Genomic DNA, 19,697 nt, shown 5'->3' on the forward strand with positions numbered 1-19,697 from the left:
GCAGGATGCCGGGCGTGGCAAGCGGCACGTGGACGATCGCGCAGATCGCCGAGGAGCTCGGCATCACGCACCGCACCGTGCGCTACTACGAGGACCTCGGCCTCATCTCGCCCGAGCGGCGCGGCACCGTGCGGGTGTTCCACCCGCGCGACCGCATCCGCCTGCAGCTCGTGCTGCGGGGCAAGCGCCTCGGCTTCCCGCTCGAGGAGATCCGCACGATCGTCGACATGTACGACGAGCAGCCGGGCGAGGCCGGCCAGCTGCGGTACCTGCTTGGCCAGATCGACGACCGGCGGGCCGAGCTGGAGCAACGCAAGCGCGACGTCGAGGCGGCCCTGACCGAGCTCGACGACCTCGAGCGGCGCTGCCACGACGACCTGACGGCGCTGGCCGAGGGTGGCCCTGGTGCACCGACCGATGCAGGGACAGATGACGACACTGACGTTCGCTAGGCTCACGCCGGGCCGGAGGGAGCTGGGATGACGACGGACGGAGCGGGCGAGATGGGACGACACGGGAACCGCATGATCACCAAGGTGCTCATCGCCAACCGCGGCGAGATCGCGGTGCGCGTCGCCCGGGCCTGCCGAGACGCGGGGATCGCCTCGGTGGCGGTGTACGCCGACCCCGACCGCGACGCCCTGCACGTCAAGGTCGCCGACGAGGCCTACGCCCTCGGCGGCTCGACCCCCGGCGACTCCTACCTGGTGCAGGAGAAGCTGATCGCCGTCGCCAAGGAGTCGGGCGCTGACGCCGTCCACCCCGGCTACGGCTTCCTCTCCGAGAACGCCCACTTCGCCCAGGCCGTCATCGACGCCGGGCTCATCTGGGTCGGGCCTCCCCCGGCAGCCATCGACGCCCTCGGCGACAAGGTCAAGGCGCGCCACATCGCCGAGCGCGCGGGCGCCCCGCTCGTCGCCGGCACCAAGGACCCCGTGAACGACGCCGACGAGGTCATCGCCTTCGCCGACGAGCACGGCCTCCCCGTCGCCATCAAGGCGGCGTACGGCGGCGGCGGCCGCGGCCTGAAGGTCGCCCGCGAGCGCGACGAGATCGCGGAGCTGTACGAGTCCGCCGTGCGCGAGGCCGTGTCGGCGTTCGGTCGTGGAGAGTGCTTCGTCGAGAAGTACCTCGACAAGCCGCGCCACGTCGAGACCCAGTGCCTCGCCGACGAGCACGGCAACGTCGTGGTCGTCTCGACGCGTGACTGCTCGCTGCAGCGCCGCCACCAGAAGCTCGTCGAGGAGGCGCCCGCGCCCTTCCTCAGCGACGAGCAGGTCGCCGAGCTGTACCGCGCCTCCAAGGCGATCCTGCGCGAGGCCAACTACGTCGGGGCCGGCACCTGCGAGTTCCTCGTGGGCCAGGACGGCACCATCTCGTTCCTCGAGGTCAACACCCGCCTGCAGGTCGAGCACTGCGTCAGCGAGGAGGTCTCCGGTCTGGACCTCGTGCGCGAGCAGCTGCGCATCGCGGCAGGCGAGGAGCTCGGCTACGACGACCCCGAGCTGCGTGGGCACTCCATCGAGTTCCGCATCAACGGCGAGGACGCCGGACGCAACTTCCTGCCCGCCCCCGGCTCGGTCACGGCGTTCCACCCGCCGACGGGGCCCGGCGTCCGGCTCGACTCGGGCGTGGAGTCCGGTGACGTCATCGCCGGTGCCTTCGACTCGATGCTCGCCAAGCTCATCATCACCGGCTCCTCGCGCCAGCACGCGATCGAGCGGTCGCGTCGGGCGCTGGACGAGTTCGTGATCGAGGGCATGCCGACGGTGCTGCCCTTCCACCGCGCCGTCGTGCGCGACGAGGCCTTTGCGCCTGCCGACACCGAGGCGCCGTTCACCGTGCACACGCGCTGGATCGAGACCGAGTTCGACAACCAGATCGAGCCGTTCGCGGGCCCCGGCGCGCAGGGCGCTGAGCCAGAGGAGCGCCAGCAGGTCGTCGTCGAGGTCGGTGGCAAGCGGCTGGAGGTCTCGCTGCCGGCCGGGTTCGCCGTCGGTGGCAACGGCGGTGGCGCGGTCGCCAAGGCCAAGGCTCCCAAGCGCTCGGCGCGCGCTTCGTCCGGTGCGGCTGCAGGTGGGGACGCCCTCACCGCCCCGATGCAGGGCACGATCGTGAAGATCACGGTGGAGGAAGGGCACGTCGTCGAAGCGGGCCAGCTCGTCGTCGTCCTCGAGGCCATGAAGATGGAGCAGCCCATCACCGCGCACAAGTCGGGAATCATCACCGCGCTGCAAGCCGAGATCGGCCAGACCGTCACCAGCGGCGCCGTCCTGCTCGAGGTCAAGGACCACTCCGACGCCACCACCGCCACCACCGAGTAGCCCCGACCTCGCAAATTCCCCGGAATTCGTCGCCTGGGCACCCTCCGGGCGTACAAGTTCCGGGGAATTTGCCGAGAGGTGGTCAGCGGGTGCGCTCGGCGATGGCGCCTCGCACCGCCGCCAGCAACAGCGACGGACGGCGCAGCATCTCAGCCGTCACAATGACGACCGTCCAGCCGGCAGCGCGCAACCCAGCAAGACGGTCGTTGTCGAGCCCGCGCTGCCGCTCCTCCTCGTGCCACCGACCGTCGTACTCGATGGCGATCTTGAGCTCGGGAATCGCGAGGTCAACGCGGGCGATGACCCGCCCGTCGACCCGGACGCGAAACTGCGGCACCGTCACGATGCCGTCCTCGTGCAGCAGCACTCGTGCACGCGACTCCGGCAGCGACTCGGCTCGAGGATCGACGAGCTCAGCCGCGCAGGCCGCTGCACGCACGTGGTGAACGCCCTGCTCGCCCAGCCATCGTCGGAAAGCCTGGACGTCGAGCAGTCCGGCCCGCACCAGGGCGTCGAGTCGGGCGGTGGCGTCCGGCAGATCAAGACCCGCTACGGCATCCAGTGCGAGTCGGTTCGCCTCAGCCAGCCGGACGCCGTCCAGCAGCCGCCCGACGCGCACAGGCCGCTGGCTCGTACGCACCTTCACGCCTTCGCGTTTGGGCGCCTTGACGCTCTCGGGTACGACTGCCAGCACGATGTCGCCCCGCTGCGCGATGCGGACGCCGAGGACCGTGGCGGCCGAGGCACCGGTGATCACGGCCTCGTCGGGGAGAACCAGGCAGGCCGCCTGGCACTGCAGCTTGTGTGTGAGGGGCACCCAGCTGGGCCGATAGACGCCCTGCAGCACACGCTCGACGAACGGCCCGCGGAGCTGGCGGTCGGTCAGCAGACCCTGCGCGACGGCCTCACTACCGACAAACACGTCCGGTAGGGGCTCAGGGGGACGACGATGCTTCGGCACCTGACGAGCATGGCGAAGTCGGCGTCACCGCTGCGGCGCCCGAGCCCGCACCTGTGGATAACCCCCTGAGCCCCATCAGAGGTCCGGCAAATTCTTGGGAAGTTGTACGCCTGGGTCCGCCCAGGCGTACAAGTTCCCAAGAATTTGCCGGAAGGGGGTGGTCAGGGGGTGGGAAGGGGGCGGGGTCAGGGGGCGGTGTGCAGCTGGCGCGCGGCCTCGGCGATCGAACCGGACATCGACGGGTAGACCGTGAAGGTCGACGCCACCTGGTCGACCGTCAGCTTGGTCTGCACCGCGAGCGCCACCGGGAAGATCAGCTCGGAGGCGCGCGGGGCCACGACGACGCCACCCATGACCTGGCCGGTTCCGCTGCGGCAGAACAACTTCACGAAGCCGTCGCGCACGTTCTGCATCTTGGCCCGAGGGTTGGTGGCGAGCGGCAGCATCACCGACTCGTAGGCGATGCCCGCTTGTTCGAGCGCCGGCACCGACCAGCCGACCGTGGCGATCTCAGGGTCGGTGAAGATGTTGGCGGCCACCGCGCGCAGGTTGAGGGGCTGGACGGCGTCCCCGAGGGCGTGCTGCATCGCGATGCGCCCCTGCATGGCCGCTACCGAGGCGAGCGGGAGCACGCCGGTGCAGTCCCCGGCCGCGTAGACCCCGCGCGCGGTGGTGCGGGACACGCCGTCGACCTGCACGTGACCGGACGCCGTCAGCTCCACCCCCGCGGTGTCGAGGCCGAGGTCGTCGGTGTTGGGCACCGACCCCACCGCCATGACGCAGTGCGAACCCGACACCGTGCGCCCGTCGGTGAGGGTCACGAGCACGCCGTCGCCGTCGCGCATCACCGACTGCGCGCGCGAGCGGTCGAGCACGTTCATGCCGCGCCGCCGGAAGACGTCCTCGATCACCTCGGCCGCATCGGGGTCCTCCCCCGGCAGGACGCGCTCGCGTGAGCTGACGAGCGTGACCTGGCTGCCGAGCCCGAGGTAGGCGTGGGCGAACTCCGCGCCCGTGACACCAGAGCCCACCACCACCACGTGCTCCGGCACCTGCGTGAGGTCGTACACCTGCTGCCACGTGAGGATCCGCTCGCCGTCCGGGACGGCGGTGGGCAGCTCGCGCGGGCGGGCACCGGTGGAGATCAGGGCGACGTCGGTGTCGATGGTCGACGTGCCGCCGTCAGCCTGCTCGACCACGACGCGTTGGGCGCCGTCGAGCCGCCCGACACCGCGCACGACCCGGATGCCGTCACGCTCGAGCCGCGCGGCGATGTCGTCACTCTGCGCTTGCGCCAGCTCGAGCACGCGGTGGTTGACCACCGCCAGGTCGGCGCTGGCCACCTGGCCGGGCTGCGGCGGCTCCGCCAGCTGGACGCCGTACCCGGCAGCCAGGAAGAACCGGCCCATGAAGTCGGCGGTGGAGATCAGCGCCTTGCTGGGCACGCAATCGGTGAGCACGGCAGCGCCACCGAGCCCGTCGCGGTCGACCACCGTCACCTCGGCACCCAGGTGCGCTGCCACGAGCGCGCTCTCGTACCCGCCCGGGCCGCCGCCGACGATGGCGACGCGGTGCGGACGGTTCGCGGTGGGGCTGCTCACGGCCACCATCCAACCACTGACCCCCTAACCTGGCCCCATGCCCCTGTACGCCGCGTACGGCAGCAACCTCGACTCGCGCCGCATGCTCGAGCGGGCTCCGCACTCCCCGCCGTGCGGCACCGGCTGGCTGAACGGTTGGCGACTGACCTTCGGTGGCGAGGAGCTCGGCTGGCAGGGGTCGCTCGCGACGATCGTCGAGCAGGCCGGCGCCCAGGTGTACGTAGCGCTCTACGACCTCACCACCTCTGACGAGGCGCTGCTCGACGAGTGGGAAGGGGCGGCGCTCGGGTACTACCGCAAGCTGCGCGTGCGGGTGCACACGCTTGACGGGCAGGAGACCGCCTGGGTCTACGTCCTCGACGCCTACGAGGGCGGCCTGCCCTCAGCGCACTACCTGGGCGAGATCGCCGAGGCCGCGCAGTCCGCCGGCGCACCGGACGACTACGTCGCTGAGCTGCGCTCGCGTCCCTGCCGCTCGATCGGCTGAGTCGGGCCGAGTCAGCCGGCGAGCTGGTCGACGACGCGCGCGAAGACCCGCGGGAACCGTTGCGCCGCAGGGACGACGGCACCGCGCGTCCGCTGGTGAGTGGCCGCCCACAGCAGCGACGCGGTGAGCCAGCGATAGCGCCGTGAGGCGTGCCGCCACGCCCGCTCGTAGTCCTGCGGCCGCCCGGCGAGCACGGCGTCGACGGCGGCGCGCGCCGATGCCAACCCCACCGCGATCCCCTCACCCGTGAGCGCGTCGACGTACCCCGCAGCGTCCCCCACCAGCAGCACGCGGCCCGTGGTGCGCGCCGATGCGCGCTGCCGCAGAGGCCCAGCGCCGCGCACGTCGTCCAGCGGTTCGGCACCAGCCAGCCGCGCAGCCAGGGCCGGGAACGCCCCGAGGTGCTCGTCGAACGGCCGCCGCTGCGCGCTGAGGACGGCGACCCCCACCGCGCCCGGAGCCACTGGCGTCACGTAGGCCTCGGCGTGCGCCGCCCAGTGCACCTCGACGTGCGATGTCCACGGTGCGACTGCGACGTGCTGCCGCAGGCCGTAGCGCGCCGGCCCGGGCGCCGGGCGTTCGAGGCCCAGGGCAGCGCGGACCCGGGAGTGCAGGCCGTCGGCACCCAGCAGGTAGCGAGCGCGGACTCCGCCCGCCGTGACGCCGTCTGCGTCCTGCGAGACGTCGCTCACCCGCAGCGGCTGGACGTCGACGCCGGCGTCCTGCGCCGCCTGCGCCAGCGCCCGGTGGAGCTCGAGGCGCCGCACCCCTCGCCCGGGGCCCGAGCGGAACGCCGCCTGCACCGAGCGCCCGGCGACGTCGAGGTACCGGATGCCCGTGAGGTCGTGCGACACCAGGTCGTCCGCCCGCGGCCCCAGCACCTCCTGCACCGCGCGCCACGCCCCCGGCATGAGCCCCTCGCCGCAGGCCTTGTCGACGGGCACGTCACGCGGCTCGGCCACCACCACCTGGAGCCCGGCCCGAGCGGCCAGGGTGGCGGCCGCCAGCCCGACGGGGCCACCACCCACCACCAGCAGGTCGGTCACCCGCGCCCCAACGCCGCGTCCTCCGTGCGGATGCGCACGCGTAGCAGCACGGCGTTCAGCACCGTGAAGAGCACGGCCGTGGTCCAGGCCGTGTGCACGAGGGGCAACGCCAACCCCTCGGCCACCACCGCGACGTAGTTGGGGTGCGGCAGCCGCCGGTACGGCCCGCGCTGCACCAGGTCGAGTCCCGGCACGACGATCACCCGGGTGTTCCACTGGTGGCCCAGCGTGGTGATGCACCACCACCGAAGTCCTTGCGCTGCAACGACCACAGCCAGCATCGGCCAGCCCAGCCACGGGATGAAGGGCCGGTCGGCCACCAGCACCTCCACGACGGCCCCGACCAGCAGGGCGGTGTGCAGCACCACCATCACCGGGTAGTGCCCAGCACCGTGCTCGCGACCGCCGCGGGCCAGGCTCCAGGCGGCGTTGCGCTTCGACACGATGAGCTCGGCGACGCGCTCCAACCCGACGAGCACCACCAGCCCGACGTACCAGCTCACCACCGCAGCAGCACCAGCTCGGAGCAGAAGCCCGGCCCCATGGCCATCAGCACACCGGGCGACCCCGGCTCCGGCGAGCGCTTGGCCATCGTGTCGTGCAGCACGTGCAGCACGGACGACGACGAGAGGTTGCCCACCTCGGCCAGTGACCGCCAGGTCAGCTCGAGCGCATCAGGTGGCAGCGCGAGGGCGCTCTGGATCGCCTCGATCACCTTCGGGCCACCGGGATGCGACACCCACGCAGCGACGTCACCGACCGACAACCCGTGCGCTGCAAGCAGACCGCGCACGTCGTCACCGAGGTAGTGCACCACCAGGTCGGGCACCTCGGCGCCGAGCACGATCTTCAAACCGCTCGCTCCGACGTCCCAACCCATGGCGCGCTCGGTGCCCGGGTACAGGTGGCTGCGCGAGTCGACGATCGAGGGCCCGGACGCCGTCGCGGCCGCTGGGTGCTCCTCGCCCACCAGGACGACGGCCGCCGCGCCATCGCCGAACAGGCCGCTCGCGACGAAGTTGGCGATCGACGCGTCGTCGCGCTGGAGCGTGAGGGAGCACAGCTCGACCGACAGCAGCACCGCGACGTCGCGGGGGCGCCCCACCAGGTAGTCGTGGGCGCGGGCGAGGCCGCCCGCCCCGCCCATGCAGCCGAGGCCGATCAGCGGCATGCGGCGCACGTCGGGACGCAACCCGATCGCCGTGGCGACGCGCGCCTCCAACGACGGCACCGCGATGCCGGTGACGGTGGTGGAGACGACGAGGTCGACGTCCGCCGCCTCGAGCCCGGCCGCGTCGAGGGCGCCGAGCACCGCCCGCGACCCGAGCTCGACGGCGGCCTCGATGAAGGCGTCGTTGCTGGCGCCGAAGTCGGCGAGCTCGGAGTACCGCTCCAGCGGCAGGGCGAGGTTGCGGCTGCCCACCTGCGCGCTCGCGTGGAACCGCTCCAGGAGCGCCCGCTTGCCGGTCGCGCCGAGGCACATGTCGGCGAAGGCCTCGGTGATCTGCTGCTGCGGGTACCGGTGGGCGGGCAGCACGGGGTGGACGGCCGCGACCCTGCTCGTGCGCGCTGCGCTCATTCGGGAAGCATAGGTTCGCCGCCGTATGCTCGCCCGGTGGCTGAAACCCTTCGGCGGCCACCGCACCGACCGGTCACGGCCCTGCTGCTGGCGTGCCACCCGGGCCCGGCCGCGGCCGTCACCGCGCTCGCCGGGCTGCTCGCCGTCGCAGCCGACGCGTCGGCGTCCGTGACGGCGCTGGTGGTCGCCGCGTTCGGCGCCGGCCAGCTGTCGGTCGGCTGGAGCAACGACTGGTGGGACGCCGACCGCGACCGCCAGGTGGCGCGCGACGACAAGCCGGTGGCCGCGGGCGACATCACGCAGCGCGCCGTGGGCTGGGCCGCCCTGGCCGCCGCGACCGCCACCGTGCCGCTCTCGCTCGCGCTCGGCGCCGCGGCAGGCGTGACGCACCTGGTCGCCGTGGCCTCGGCGTGGTCGTACAACCTGTACCTGAAGCGCACCGCCCTGTCGTGGCTGCCGTTCGCCGTCAGCTTCGGGCTGCTGCCGGTCGTGATCACGTTGGCCGTCGCGCCGCGGCACGTCGCGCCGTGGTGGGCCGTCGTGGCGGGCGCCCTGCTCGGAGTGGGCGCGCACCTGGTCAACGTGCTCCCGGACGTCGGCGACGACCTCGCCACGGGGGTGCGGGGCGTCGTGCACCGGTTGCCGCGTTCGCTGGTGGCCGTGCTGGCCCCCGCGGTCTTGGCCCTGGCCACGCTCGTGGTGGTGGTCGGGCCGCCCGGCCCGGCGTCCGCCGTTCGCTGGGGAGCCCTGGCGCTCGCCGTCGTCGCAGCCGGCGTCGCGGGAGCGACCGGCGCTCGGGGCCGCGAACGGCGCGTTCCCCTGGCGGCCACCGTGGTTGCGGCTGCCGTTAACGTCGCACTCCTCCTCGCTTCCGGAAGGGCGCTGTAACCTGCGCTTGAACGCGAGACGATCTTCGTCCGTCGTGATCAGGAGGCCCACCGTGCGAACCCGACCCTCACGCCCACGCTCCCTGCGCGTCACCGCGACGCTGGCCCTCTCGGCGTCCGTCGTCGCCCTGGCCGCCTGCTCGCCGCCCGCCAAGGAGGCCACCGGCGAGGCCAAGTCCAACGCCAGCGCGAAGAGCCTCGCGGACTTCGGCGGTATGGACCAGCTCGTCGCCGCGGCCAAGAAGGAGGGCAAGCTCAACGTCATCGCCCTGCCCCCCGACTGGGCCAACTACGGCGAGATCATCTCGACGTTCCAGAGCAAGTACGGCATCACCGTGAACTCGGCCCAGCCGGACGCCGACAGCGCCACCGAGATCTCGACCGCCAAGAACCTCAAGGGCCAGGACGCCGCACCCGACGTCTTCGACCTCGGCCAGGCCGTCGCGCTCGCCAACACCGACGTGTACGCGCCGTACAAGGTCGCGTCGTTCGACAAGATCCCGGCCGACCTGAAGGACGCCAACGGCCTGTGGGTCAACGACTACGGCGGCTACATCTCCATCGGCTACGACGCCAAGAAGGTGCCTGCGCCGACCAGCTTCGCCGACCTGCTGAAGCCCGCCTACAAGGGCAAGGTGGCGCTCAACGGCAACCCCACCAAGGCCGGTGCGGCCTTCGCCGGCGTGGTGGCCGCCTCCCTCGGCAACGGTGGGTCGGCCGACGACGTCGCGCCCGGCGTCGCCTACTTCAAGCAGCTCAAGCAGGCTGGCAACCTCGTGCCCGTCGACCCGACGCCGGCCACGATCCAGTCCGGACAGACCGCCGTCGTCATCGACTGGGACTACAACAACGCCGGCCAGACGAAGGCCCTCGCGGGCAAGATCGACTGGAAGGCCGTGATCCCGCAGGGCGCGGTCAACGGCGCCTACTACGTGCAGGCCATCAACAAGGACGCCCCGCACCCGGCGGCCGCCCGACTGTGGCAGGAGTTCCTGTACTCCGACCAGGGCCAGAACCTCTGGCTCAAGGGCGGCGCCCGTCCGGTGCTGGCTGAGGAGATGGCCAAGGCCGGCACGATCGACAAGGCGGCCTACGACGCGCTCCCGCCGGTGAACGGCACGCCGGTCTTCATCACCGAGGCGCAACGCGTCAAGATCACCGACTACCTGAACCAGAACTGGCAGAAGGAGATGGGCTGACCAGAGCTCGCGGCGCCCGCCGTCGGACGGCGGGTGCCGCGCTCGGCACGGTGCCGTTCTTCGCCTTCGTGGCGGTGTTCCTCATCGTGCCGACGGCCGTCGTCGTCGTGCAGGCGTTCCTCACCGACGCCGGCGCTCCGACGCTCGACAACGTCCGTGAGCTGGGCAACCGCGACATCCGGCAGGCGCTGGCCAACAGCGTGATCCTGTCGGGGGTCACCGCCCTGGTCGGCGCCGCCTGCGGCGCTGTCGTCGCCTACGCGGTGTCGACGGCCCGGCCTGAGGGCCTGCTACGGCGCGTGGTGAGCGCGGCCTCCGGGGTCCTCGCGCAGTTCGGCGGCGTGATGCTGGCCTTCGCGTGGATCGCCACCCTGAGCCTGTCGGGGTTGGTGCCGGTGTTCTTGCGCGACCACTTCGGTGTCAGCGTCGACACCTCGTGGCTGTACAACCTGTCGGGCTTCGTGCTGGTGTACCTGTACTTCCAGATCCCCTTGATGGTCATCGTGTTCCTCCCGTCCGTCGACGGGCTGCGACCGCAGTGGCGCGAGGCCACCGAGAGCCTCGGTGGCACCACCTGGCAGTACTGGCGCAACGTGGCCGGCCCGCTGCTGGCACCGGCGTTCCTCAGCTCGGCGCTGCTGCTGTTCGCCAACGCGCTGTCGGCCTACGCCACGGCTGCCGCACTGAACGCGCAGAGCACGTTCATCCTCCCCTTGCAGATCGGGAACGCGATCGGCAGCGAGGTCGTGCTCGGCCGACAGAACGTCGCCAAGGCGCTCGCGCTCGAGATGGTCGTGATCGTGGCCATCGTGATGATCGGCTACACCTGGCTGCAACGCCGCGCTGAACGGTGGCTGGGATGAGCGCCGTCGGCACCGCCACGCGGCGCGCGCGCTCGCACCGGCGTCTGCGCTGGGTCGTCATGACGCTCGCGGCTGTGTTCTTCCTGCTGCCGTTGTGGGCGATGGTGGTGTTCAGCACCTCCTCGCCGCGCGGGGTGACCGGCCAGACGTGGCGTCAGCTCATCGACGTGGGGCAGCTGGCGCGCGACTACCCCAGCTTCGTCGAGGGCGTGAAGCTGTCGGCGTACCTGGTCGTGCTGACCGTCGCGATGATGCTGGTGCTGCTCGTGCCGACCATGACGTGGGTGCGGTTGCGGCTGCCGCGCCTGCGCCGCCCCATGGAGTTCCTCTGCCTGCTGCCGCTCACGATCCCCGCGATCGTGCTCGTCGTCGGCCTCGCGCCGGTGTACGCGTGGGTCACGTACTTCTTCGGCGGCTCGAGCGTGTGGTTGTTCTTCGCGTACACCGTGCTCGTGCTGCCGTACGCGTACCGAGCGATCGACGCCGGCCTGTCGGCCATCGACGTCCGCACCCTGTCCGAGGCGGCGCGGGGACTCGGCGCCAGCTGGCCACGCGTCTTCTGGTCGATCATCACCCCGAACATCCGCACGGCCCTGATGTCGGCGTCGTTCCTGTCGGTCGCGCTGGTGCTGGGTGAGTACACCATCGCCTCGCTCATGAGCCGAAACAACCTGCAGGTCAGCATCTTCCAGCTCAGCCAGCGCACGCCATCGATGTCGGTGGCGGTGTCGCTGGCCGCGCTCCTGCTGTGCTTCGTGCTGCTCGTCGGCCTGTCGCTGCTGGCCGGACGCCGCCGGCGGGCCACCGTGGCCGCCACCACCGCCCAGGCGCCCAGCCCCGTCCCCGTCGAGGAGCCCTCGTGAGCCAGCCCACCCGCACCGGAGCGCCCGTGCGCCTGGAGGGACTGCACCGTCACTACGGGCCGGTGCACGCCCTCGACGGCTTCGACCTCGACCTCGCGCCCGGCGAGCTCGTCGCGCTGCTCGGGCCGTCGGGCTGCGGAAAGACCACGGCGCTGCGACTGTTGGCCGGCCTCGAGGACGCCGACGCCGGCCGCATCGTCGTCGGCGACGAGGACGTCACCTCGGTGCCCGCGAACAAGCGCGACATGGGCATGGTGTTCCAGGCCTACAGCCTGTTCCCGCACATGACGGCGCTCGACAACGTCGCGTTCGGCCTGCAGCTGCGCGGGGCGTCACCCGGCGAACGACGTCAGCGCGCCGGGCAGATGCTCGAGCTCGTCGGGCTCTCCGAGCAGGCGAACCGCTACGCGCACCAGATGTCCGGGGGCCAGCAGCAGCGCGTCGCCCTCGCCCGCGCCCTCGCGATCGAGCCTCGCGTGCTGTTGCTGGACGAGCCGCTGTCGGCGCTCGACGCCAAGGTTCGCGTGCAGCTGCGCGACGAGATCCGCCGCATCCAGCTCGACGTCGGCACCACGACGCTGTTCGTCACCCACGACCAGGAGGAGGCGCTCGCCGTCGCTGACCGCGTGGGCGTGATGCGCCAGGGCCGGCTCGAGCAGATCGGTGCCCCTGACGAGGTCTACGCGCGGCCGGCCACGCCGTTCGTCGCCGACTTCGTGGGCCTCACCAACCGGGTCGACGGCGTGGCGGCGAACGGCGAGGCGCACGTGCTCGACGGCACGGTGCCGCTGCTGCCGGGCTCGCCGACGTCCGGTGAGGTCGTGGTGCTCGTACGCCCCGAAGCCGTTGCGGTGCAGGCGGATCCCGCTGGTGACGGCGAGGTGGCGGCGACGAGCTTCCTCGGCTCGCTCGGCCGCGTGCAGGTGCGCACCACGCACGGCCTCGTGCTCGCCCAGGTGCCCACCCGCGACGTCGAGCAGCTGCCTCCGGGCACCCGGGTACGGCTCAGCGTGCGACCCACGCCGGCGCTCGCCGTCCCGCGTCGGTGATGTCGTCGCGGCGGCTCGACCCGACCGCGTATCGTCCTCGCTCGTGACGACCGAACCAGCCCACCTCGACCTCGCCGACCCGGCCACCGACCCCTTCGCCGTCGCGCAGGCGGCGGCCGAGCGCCTCGCCGAGCTCACCGGAGCTGAGCGCCACGACGTCGCGCTCGTGCTGGGTTCCGGCTGGGCGCCCGCGGGTGACCTCCTGGGCGAGACGCTGGCCGAGATCCCCTCCACCGACCTGCCGGGCTTCAGCGCCGCGGCGGTCGTGGGTCACCACGGCGTGGTCCGCTCGGTGCGCATCGGCGACACCGATCGCCGCGCGCTCGTGTTCGGCAGCCGCACGCACTTCTACGAGGGCAGAGGCGTGCGCGCGGTGGTGCACGGCGTCCGGACGGCGGCCCGCGCCGGCTGCTCGACCGTCGTGCTCACCAACGGCTGCGGCGGCCTCAACCCCTCCTGGACGCCAGGCACGCCGGTGCTCATCAGCGACCACATCAACCTGACGGCGAGCTCACCCCTGGAGGGCGCGACGTTCGTCGACCTCACCGACCTCTACAGCTCGCGCCTGCGTGACCTGTGCCGCGAGGTCGAGCCCGACCTCGACGAGGGCGTCTACGTGCAGTTCCGCGGGCCGCACTACGAGACGCCCGCCGAGGTGCGGATGGCGAAGACCATCGGCGGCGACCTCGTCGGCATGTCGACCGCGCTGGAGGCCATCGCCGCCCGGCACGCAGGACTCGAGGTGCTCGGCATCTCGCTCGTCACGAACCTCGCCGCCGGCATCAGCGACCAGCCGCTCGACCACGCCGAGGTGATCGAAGCCGGCCGGGCCGCTGCCCAGCGCTGCGGGCGGATGCTCGCCGACGTCGTGAAGAAGATCTGATGGCCGTCGACGACGAGCTTTTCGCCCGCGCGGTCGTGTGGCGTGACGACGACCCCGACACCACCACGCGCGCCGAGCTCGAGGACGTCGTCGCCGCCGCCCGCGGCGGCGACCTGGACGCCCTGGCCGACCTCGCCGACCGGTTCGCGGGCACGCTCGAGTTCGGCACTGCTGGCCTGCGCGGTCGCATCGGCGCCGGCCCGAACCGGATGAACCGGGCAGTCGTGATCCGCGCCGCTGCTGGGCTCGTGGCGTACCTGCAGGCACAGGGGCGCGCCCCGCGCGTCGTCATCGGCTACGACGCACGCCACCGCAGCGACGACTTCGCTCGTGACACCGCGACCGTCGTCGTCGCGGCCGGTGGCGAGGCCCTGCTGCTGCCGCGCCCGCTGCCGACGCCCGTGCTGGCGTACGCGATCCGGCACGTCGGCGCCGACGCCGGGGTGATGGTGACGGCGAGCCACAACCCGCCGCAGGACAACGGGTACAAGGTCTACCTGGGCGATGGCAGCCAGATCGTCCCGCCGGCTGACGCCGAGATCGCCGCCGAGATCGCGAAGGTCGTGGCGGTAGCCGAGGTCCCGCGCGCCGACGACGGCTGGCAGGTGCTGGACGAGGACGTCCTCGACGCCTACCTCGACGCCGCCGCGCGCGTGGTCGCCGACGACGCACCCCGCGACCTCGACGTCGTGCACACGCCGCTGCACGGGGTCGGCCGCGACGTCCTGGTGGCCGCGCTGCAGCGCGCCGGGTTCGCGGCGCCGTTCGTGGTGCCCAGCCAGGGTGATCCCGACCCCGACTTCCCCACCGTGGCCTTCCCTAACCCCGAGGAGCCCGGCGCGATCGACGCCGCTCTCGACGCCGCTCGCGAACGCGGCGCCGACATCGTGCTCGCCAACGACCCGGACGCCGACCGGTGCGCCGTCGCGGTGCCCGATCCCGCCTCTGCGGGTGGCTGGCGCATGCTGCGCGGTGACGAGGTCGGCGTGCTGCTCGGTGCGTTCCTCATCGAGCGCGGCGTGCCGGACGACGCCGTGATGGCTTGCTCGATCGTGTCGAGCCGCCAGCTGGCCGCCGTCTGCGCCGCGCACGGGGTCGAGCACCGCGAGACGCTGACCGGCTTCAAGTGGATCTCACGCGTACCCGGCCTGCGGTACGGCTACGAGGAGGCACTCGGCTACTGCGTCGACCCCGACGCGGTGCGCGACAAGGACGGCGTGAGCGCCGCGCTGCTCATGGCCGAGCTGGCCGCGCGGCTGAAGGCCGACGGGCGCACGCTGCTCGATCGGCTCGACGACATCGCGCGCGAGACCGGCGTCTACGCCACCGACCAGCACTCGGTGCGGGTGGCCGACCTCTCGCTCATCAGCGACGCGATGGCGCGGCTTCGGTCGGCGGCGCCGACCGAGCTGGGCGGCTCGGCCGTCGAGCGGGCGGACGACCTCAGCGCCGGCAGCGACGACCTGCCACCCACTGACGGCCTGCGGTACTACCTCGCCGACGGCAGCCGGGTCGTCGTCCGACCCAGCGGCACCGAGCCCAAGCTCAAGGCCTACCTCGAGGTCGTCGAGCCGGTGGCGGACGACGTCGCCACCGCTCGCGCCACGGCGCACGAGCGGCTGGCCGCGCTGAAGCAGTCGGTGGCGGAGGCCATCGGCCTGTGACCTGCGGGTGGGGGTCGGCACCGCGCCACCTGGACTAACCTGGGTCGTTGCGGTCGGTAGGCGGCCGCCCCTGCGGGTGCGTGACGGCGCACCCGGCAGTCAGTGGCAAGAGGCAACGTGAGCACGACGACCGACGCACCGGCCCCGGTCCCCAGCGCGCAGGACGACCTGCGCGACCTGGCCGGCATCGACACGCTCTCGAACGCGTCGCTGCGGCGCTTCCTGCACGGCCTCCCCGGAGTCGACCAGGTCGGCCTGGAGGCGCGGGCGGCAGCGCTCGGCACGCGGTCGATCAAGACGACGTCGAAGGCCTGGGCGATCGACACCGCCATCTCGATGATCGACCTGACGACGCTCGAGGGCGCCGACACCGAGGGCAAGGTGCGCGCGCTGTGCGCCAAGGCGATGCACCCGGACCCCAGCGACCCGAGCTGCCCGAAGGTCGCCGCGATCTGCGTCTACAACGACCTGGTGGGCGTGGCCGTCGACGCATTGCGTGGCAGCGGGATCCACGTGGCGGCGGTGGCCACGGCGTTCCCCAGCGGGCGCGCGAGCCGGCACGTGAAGCTCGCCGACACCCGCGACGCCGTCGAGGCCGGGGCCGACGAGGTCGACATGGTGATCGACCGCGGCGCCTTCCTGTCCGGTCACTACCTGCAGGTGTTCGAGGAGATCGCCGAGACCAAGGCGGCGTGCACGGCGTCCGACGGTCGCCAGGCGCACCTGAAGGTCATCCTCGAGACCGGCGAGCTGTCGACGTACGACAACGTCCGGCGCGCCTCGTGGCTCGCCATGCTCGCGGGCGGTGACTTCATCAAGACGAGCACCGGCAAGGTCTCCCCCGCCGCCACGCTGCCCGTGACGCTGCTGATGCTCGAGGCCGTGCGCGACTTCAGGCTCGCCGGGGGCCGACAGGTGGGCGTCAAGCCCGCCGGCGGCATCCGCACGAGCAAGGACGCGCTGAAGTACCTCGTGACCGTCAGCGAGACGGCCGGTGACGACTGGCTCGACCCCGACTGGTTCCGCTTCGGCGCGTCCAGCCTGCTCAACGACCTGCTGCTGCAGCGGCAGAAGCTCAGCACCGGCCGCTACTCCGGCCCCGACTACGTGACCCTGGACTGATGGCGATGAGCAAGTTCGAGTACGCCCCCGCACCCGAGTCGCGGTCCGTCGTCGACCTCAAGGCGTCGTACGGGCTGTTCATCGACGGCGAGTTCACCGACCCGGCGAGCGGCGCCTCGTTCAAGACGATCAGCCCGAGCACCGAGGAGGTGCTCGCCGAGGTCGCCGAGGGTGACGCCGCGGACGTCGATCGCGCCGTTCGCGCCGCGCGCCGGGCCTTCGAGCGCAGCTGGTCGCGGCTGCCGGGCGCCGAGCGAGGCAAGTACCTGTTCCGCATCGCGCGGATCCTGCAGGAGCGCGCCCGCGAGCTCGCGGTGCTCGAGTCGCTCGACAACGGCAAGCCCATCAAGGAGACGCGCGACGTCGACGTCCCCCTCGCCGCGGCGTGGTTCTTCTACTACGCCGGCTGGGCCGACAAGCTCGACTACGCGGGTCTCGGCCCGAACCCGCGCCCCCTCGGCGTCGCGGGCCAGATCATCCCGTGGAACTTCCCGCTGCTCATGCTGGCGTGGAAGATCGCCCCGGCGCTGGCTGCCGGCAACACCGTGGTGCTCAAGCCTGCGGAGACGACGCCCCTGACCGCGCTGCTGTTCGCCGAGATCTGCCAGCAGGCCGACCTGCCCGCCGGTGTGGTCAACATCGTCACCGGCGCGGGTGCCACGGGCGCCGCGCTGGTCGACCACGACGGCGTCGACAAGATCGCGTTCACCGGCTCCACCGACGTGGGCAAGCGCATCGCCCGGGCGGTGGCCGGCGGCCGCAAGAAGGTCACGCTCGAACTCGGCGGCAAGGGCGCCAACATCGTCTACGACGACGCGCCGATCGACCAGGCCGTCGAGGGCATCGTCACCGGCATCTTCTTCAACCAGGGCCACGTCTGCTGCGCCGGCTCGCGCCTGCTGGTGCAGGAGAGCGTCGCCGACGAGGTCGTCGAGCGGCTCAAGCGCCGGCTGGCCACCCTGCGCGTCGGCGACCCGCTCGACAAGAACACCGACGTCGGCGCGATCAACTCCGCCGAGCAGCTGGCGCGCATCACCGAGCTGGCGCAGGCTGGCGAGGACGAGGGCGCCGAGCGCTGGTCGCCCCAGTGCGAGCTTCCGGGCCACGGTTTCTGGTTCGCGCCCACGGTGTTCACCGGCGTCTCGAACACCCACCGCATCGCGCAGGAGGAGATCTTCGGCCCGGTGCTGTCGGTGCTCACCTTCCGCACGCCCGACGAGGCGGTGGCCAAGGCCAACAACACGCCGTACGGCCTGTCGGCGGGGATCTGGACCGACAAGGGCTCGCGCATCCTCTGGACCGCCGACCGGCTGCGCGCCGGCGTGGTGTGGGCCAACACCTTCAACAAGTTCGACCCCACCTCGCCCTTCGGCGGGTACAAGGAGTCCGGATACGGCCGCGAGGGCGGCCGCCACGGCCTGGAGGCCTACCTTGCCCACTGAGACCGCGTCGTCGTCGGCGGCATCCACCCGGCTCGACGTCCGCAAGACCTACAAGCTGTACGTCGGCGGCAAGTTCCCGCGCAGCGAGTCCGGCCGCTCCTACGAGGTCACCGACAGCCGCGGGCGCTTCGTCGCCAACGCCGCCCAGGCCTCGCGCAAGGACGCCCGCGACGCCGTGCTCGCCGCCCGGGCCGCCGTGAAGGGCTGGTCGGGTGCCACCGCGTACAAGCGGGGACAGGTGCTCTACCGCGTGGCCGAGGTGCTCGAGGGCCGGCGCAGCCAGTTCGTCGACGAGGTGGCTGCGGGCGAGGGGCTCACCCGCCCGCGCGCCGAGAAGGTCGTCGACGCCGCGATCGACCGCTGGGTCTGGTACGCCGGATGGTCCGACAAGGTCGCGCAGGTCATGGGCAACCTCAACCCCGTGGCCGGTCCCTTCTTCGACATCAGCGCGCCTGAGCCGACCGGTGTCGTCGCAGTCCTTGCACCGCAACGGTCCTCGCTGCTCGGTCTCGTCTCGGTGGTGGCACCGGCCATCGTCACCGGCAACACCGTGGTGGTGCTCGCGAGCGAGCGCCGTCCGCTTCCGGCGGTGACCCTCGGCGAGGTGCTCGCGACCTCCGACGTGCCCGGCGGCGTGGTCAACCTGCTCACCGGGCGCACCGCGGAGGTCTCCCCCTGGCTCGCATCGCACATGGACGTCAACGCCATCGACCTCACGGGTGCGGCCGACGCCGAGGGCGTCGCGTGGGCTGATCTCGAGGTGGCTGCGGCCGACAACCTCAAGCGGGTGCTGCGTCCCGCGGGCGATGGCGGCGACGCGGTCGAGCCCGACTGGCGCGCCGACCCGGGGCTGTCTCGGATGCGCGCCTTCCTCGAGACGAAGACCGTATGGCACCCCAAGGGCACGTGAACCGCCTCGACGCGCGCTCCGCGTGGGAGCGCTGGTGCGAGAGCCGCGACAGCGCCGTCCGCTCGGGGTGGGGGCCGTTGGCGCTCACCGGAACGCACTGGTTCGACGACGCGCTCGAGCTCGACGGCCTACCGGGACGGTGGCAGGTCGTCGACGGTTCCGTGACGCTCACGGCCAGTGCCGGTGACGGCCTGGTCGTCGACGACCAGCCGCTCGACGGCACCGTGCGGGTGCACAGTGACATGGAGGCGGTCGGCACCAGCGTGACCGCAGGGGACGCGCGCCTGCTGCTGATCGACCGCGAGGGCGCCTTCGCCGTCCGCGTGTACGACCCGAACTCCCCTGCGCTGCAGGCGTTCCAGGGGATCGAGCAGTTCCCGTTCGACGAGCGGTGGGTGCACGAGGCGACGTTCACGCCGTACGACGTCGACCGGGTGGTGCGGATCCCGCACGTCGACGGCGTCGAGCGGGGCTACCCGATCGGCGGCGAGATCGCGTTCGCGCTCGACGGCGGCGCGGTGCGGCTCGCGGTCGAGGTCGAGCCCGAGACCGGCCAGATGCAAGCGGTGCTGTCCGACGCCACGAGCGGTGTCAGCACCTACCGCTTCCGCTTCCTCGACCTCGACACCCCGGACGGCGACGGCCGGGTGGTCGCCGACCTCAACCGCCTGCGCCTGCCTCCGTGCGCGTTCAGCGACCACTTCGTCTGCCCGTTCCCGCCGCCGAGCAACCAGCTCGAGCTGGCCCTCGAGGCCGGCGAGAAGCAGCCGCTCGGCGTCGCCCACCACTGAGCGGCGAGCGCGCGAGAGCAGAGAAG

At 72.2% G+C, this 19,697-nt stretch carries 19 protein-coding genes; 14 read left to right on the top strand and 5 right to left on the bottom strand.

All coding sequences use genetic code 11. From position 1 onward, the window contains the following. Positions 1 to 5: 5 nt before the first annotated feature. Both ASD06_RS02905 and ASD06_RS02910 read left to right on the top strand, forming a co-directional pair. A complete protein-coding gene (locus ASD06_RS02905; RefSeq protein ID WP_056672649.1) occupies positions 6 to 452 on the top strand; it encodes a MerR family DNA-binding transcriptional regulator in 447 nt (148 codons plus the stop codon). A 27-nt stretch (positions 453 to 479) separates the two neighbouring features. Continuing rightward, positions 480 to 2,324: a biotin carboxylase N-terminal domain-containing protein gene (locus ASD06_RS02910; protein ID WP_235502182.1), complete on the top strand. Its 1,845-nt coding sequence runs from the start codon at positions 480 to 482 to the stop codon at positions 2,322 to 2,324. A gap of 82 nt (positions 2,325 to 2,406) precedes the next feature. Here the strand turns inward: ASD06_RS02910 and ASD06_RS02915 are convergent, their stop codons facing one another. Beyond that, on the bottom strand, positions 2,407 to 3,246 hold the full coding sequence (locus tag ASD06_RS02915) for an endonuclease domain-containing protein (protein ID WP_056672654.1): 840 nt from the start codon (positions 3,244 to 3,246) through the stop codon (positions 2,407 to 2,409). 224 nt (positions 3,247 to 3,470) lie between these two features. Continuing rightward, complete coding sequence (locus ASD06_RS02920) at positions 3,471 to 4,886, bottom strand: NAD(P)H-quinone dehydrogenase (protein WP_235502183.1); 1,416 nt, start codon at positions 4,884 to 4,886, stop codon at positions 3,471 to 3,473. Between the two features lie 37 nt (positions 4,887 to 4,923). Here ASD06_RS02920 and ASD06_RS02925 point away from each other — a divergent pair, with 37 nt between their 5' ends. Then, on the top strand, positions 4,924 to 5,373 hold the full coding sequence (locus tag ASD06_RS02925; protein ID WP_056672658.1) for a gamma-glutamylcyclotransferase: 450 nt from the start codon (positions 4,924 to 4,926) through the stop codon (positions 5,371 to 5,373). Between the two features lie 11 nt (positions 5,374 to 5,384). Here ASD06_RS02925 and ASD06_RS02930 read toward each other — a convergent pair whose 3' ends face one another. From ASD06_RS02930 to ASD06_RS02940, 3 genes are read right to left on the bottom strand one after another with little or no spacing between them, the layout of a single operon-like run. Further along, a complete protein-coding gene (locus tag ASD06_RS02930) occupies positions 5,385 to 6,419 on the bottom strand; it encodes an NAD(P)/FAD-dependent oxidoreductase (protein WP_056672660.1) in 1,035 nt (344 codons plus the stop codon). Further along, positions 6,416 to 6,922 carry an isoprenylcysteine carboxyl methyltransferase family protein gene (locus ASD06_RS02935; protein ID WP_056673090.1) on the bottom strand — a complete coding sequence of 169 codons (507 nt, stop codon included), beginning with the start codon at positions 6,920 to 6,922 and terminating at the stop codon, positions 6,416 to 6,418. Before ASD06_RS02935 ends, ASD06_RS02930 begins: the two co-directional genes overlap by 4 nt. After that, a complete protein-coding gene (locus ASD06_RS02940; protein WP_056672662.1) occupies positions 6,919 to 7,998 on the bottom strand; it encodes a type III polyketide synthase in 1,080 nt (359 codons plus the stop codon). The genes ASD06_RS02935 and ASD06_RS02940 overlap by 4 nt, the downstream gene beginning before the upstream one ends. A gap of 36 nt (positions 7,999 to 8,034) precedes the next feature. Here ASD06_RS02940 and ASD06_RS02945 point away from each other — a divergent pair, with 36 nt between their 5' ends. The 11 genes from ASD06_RS02945 to ASD06_RS02995 all read left to right on the top strand — a co-directional run bounded on the left by ASD06_RS02945 (position 8,035) and on the right by ASD06_RS02995 (position 19,671). Then, the gene (locus ASD06_RS02945; protein ID WP_056672663.1) at positions 8,035 to 8,886 is read left to right on the top strand and encodes a UbiA family prenyltransferase; all 852 of its coding nucleotides are present in this window, start codon (positions 8,035 to 8,037) and stop codon (positions 8,884 to 8,886) included. Positions 8,887 to 8,938: 52 nt separating this feature from the next. After that, complete coding sequence (locus tag ASD06_RS02950; RefSeq protein ID WP_235502184.1) at positions 8,939 to 10,084, top strand: ABC transporter substrate-binding protein; 1,146 nt, start codon at positions 8,939 to 8,941, stop codon at positions 10,082 to 10,084. Positions 10,085 to 10,134: 50 nt separating this feature from the next. After that, positions 10,135 to 10,947, top strand: coding sequence for an ABC transporter permease subunit (locus ASD06_RS02955; protein ID WP_200941816.1), 813 nt, complete (start codon positions 10,135 to 10,137; stop codon positions 10,945 to 10,947). Continuing rightward, positions 10,944 to 11,810: an ABC transporter permease gene (locus ASD06_RS02960; RefSeq protein WP_056672667.1), complete on the top strand. Its 867-nt coding sequence runs from the start codon at positions 10,944 to 10,946 to the stop codon at positions 11,808 to 11,810. Before ASD06_RS02955 ends, ASD06_RS02960 begins: the two co-directional genes overlap by 4 nt. Then, on the top strand, positions 11,807 to 12,859 hold the full coding sequence (locus ASD06_RS02965; RefSeq protein WP_056672669.1) for an ABC transporter ATP-binding protein: 1,053 nt from the start codon (positions 11,807 to 11,809) through the stop codon (positions 12,857 to 12,859). Before ASD06_RS02960 ends, ASD06_RS02965 begins: the two co-directional genes overlap by 4 nt. A 43-nt stretch (positions 12,860 to 12,902) precedes the next feature. After that, positions 12,903 to 13,742 carry a purine-nucleoside phosphorylase gene (locus ASD06_RS02970; RefSeq protein WP_056672671.1) on the top strand — a complete coding sequence of 280 codons (840 nt, stop codon included), beginning with the start codon at positions 12,903 to 12,905 and terminating at the stop codon, positions 13,740 to 13,742. Beyond that, complete coding sequence (locus ASD06_RS02975) at positions 13,742 to 15,406, top strand: phospho-sugar mutase (protein WP_056672673.1); 1,665 nt, start codon at positions 13,742 to 13,744, stop codon at positions 15,404 to 15,406. The genes ASD06_RS02970 and ASD06_RS02975 overlap by 1 nt, the downstream gene beginning before the upstream one ends. A gap of 168 nt (positions 15,407 to 15,574) precedes the next feature. Beyond that, positions 15,575 to 16,528: a deoxyribose-phosphate aldolase gene (gene deoC / locus ASD06_RS02980; protein ID WP_200941850.1), complete on the top strand. Its 954-nt coding sequence runs from the start codon at positions 15,575 to 15,577 to the stop codon at positions 16,526 to 16,528. Positions 16,529 to 16,533: 5 nt separating this feature from the next. Beyond that, positions 16,534 to 17,970 (top strand): aldehyde dehydrogenase family protein, encoded by a 1,437-nt coding sequence (locus tag ASD06_RS02985; RefSeq protein ID WP_056673100.1) that lies wholly within the window; start codon positions 16,534 to 16,536, stop codon positions 17,968 to 17,970. Continuing rightward, positions 17,960 to 18,880 (top strand): aldehyde dehydrogenase family protein, encoded by a 921-nt coding sequence (locus ASD06_RS02990; protein WP_056672675.1) that lies wholly within the window; start codon positions 17,960 to 17,962, stop codon positions 18,878 to 18,880. The genes ASD06_RS02985 and ASD06_RS02990 overlap by 11 nt, the downstream gene beginning before the upstream one ends. Then, positions 18,859 to 19,671, top strand: a complete 813-nt coding sequence (locus ASD06_RS02995; protein WP_056672677.1) for a DUF1684 domain-containing protein — start codon at positions 18,859 to 18,861, stop codon at positions 19,669 to 19,671. The genes ASD06_RS02990 and ASD06_RS02995 overlap by 22 nt, the downstream gene beginning before the upstream one ends. The last annotated feature ends 26 nt before the right edge of the window (positions 19,672 to 19,697 follow it).

The organism is Angustibacter sp. Root456 (genome assembly GCF_001426435.1).
GTDB lineage: Bacteria > Actinomycetota > Actinomycetes > Actinomycetales > Angustibacteraceae > Angustibacter.

Coding starts and splice junctions, on each gene's coding strand:
- ASD06_RS02905 (WP_056672649.1), top strand. CDS start 6: ATGCCGGGCGTGGCAAGCGGCACGTGGACGATCGCGCAGATCGCCGAG.
- ASD06_RS02910 (WP_235502182.1), top strand. CDS start 480: ATGACGACGGACGGAGCGGGCGAGATGGGACGACACGGGAACCGCATG.
- ASD06_RS02925 (WP_056672658.1), top strand. CDS start 4,924: ATGCCCCTGTACGCCGCGTACGGCAGCAACCTCGACTCGCGCCGCATG.
- ASD06_RS02940 (WP_056672662.1), bottom strand. CDS start 7,998: ATGAGCGCAGCGCGCACGAGCAGGGTCGCGGCCGTCCACCCCGTGCTG.
- ASD06_RS02960 (WP_056672667.1), top strand. CDS start 10,944: ATGAGCGCCGTCGGCACCGCCACGCGGCGCGCGCGCTCGCACCGGCGT.
- ASD06_RS02975 (WP_056672673.1), top strand. CDS start 13,742: ATGGCCGTCGACGACGAGCTTTTCGCCCGCGCGGTCGTGTGGCGTGAC.
- ASD06_RS02985 (WP_056673100.1), top strand. CDS start 16,534: ATGAGCAAGTTCGAGTACGCCCCCGCACCCGAGTCGCGGTCCGTCGTC.
- ASD06_RS02995 (WP_056672677.1), top strand. CDS start 18,859: ATGGCACCCCAAGGGCACGTGAACCGCCTCGACGCGCGCTCCGCGTGG.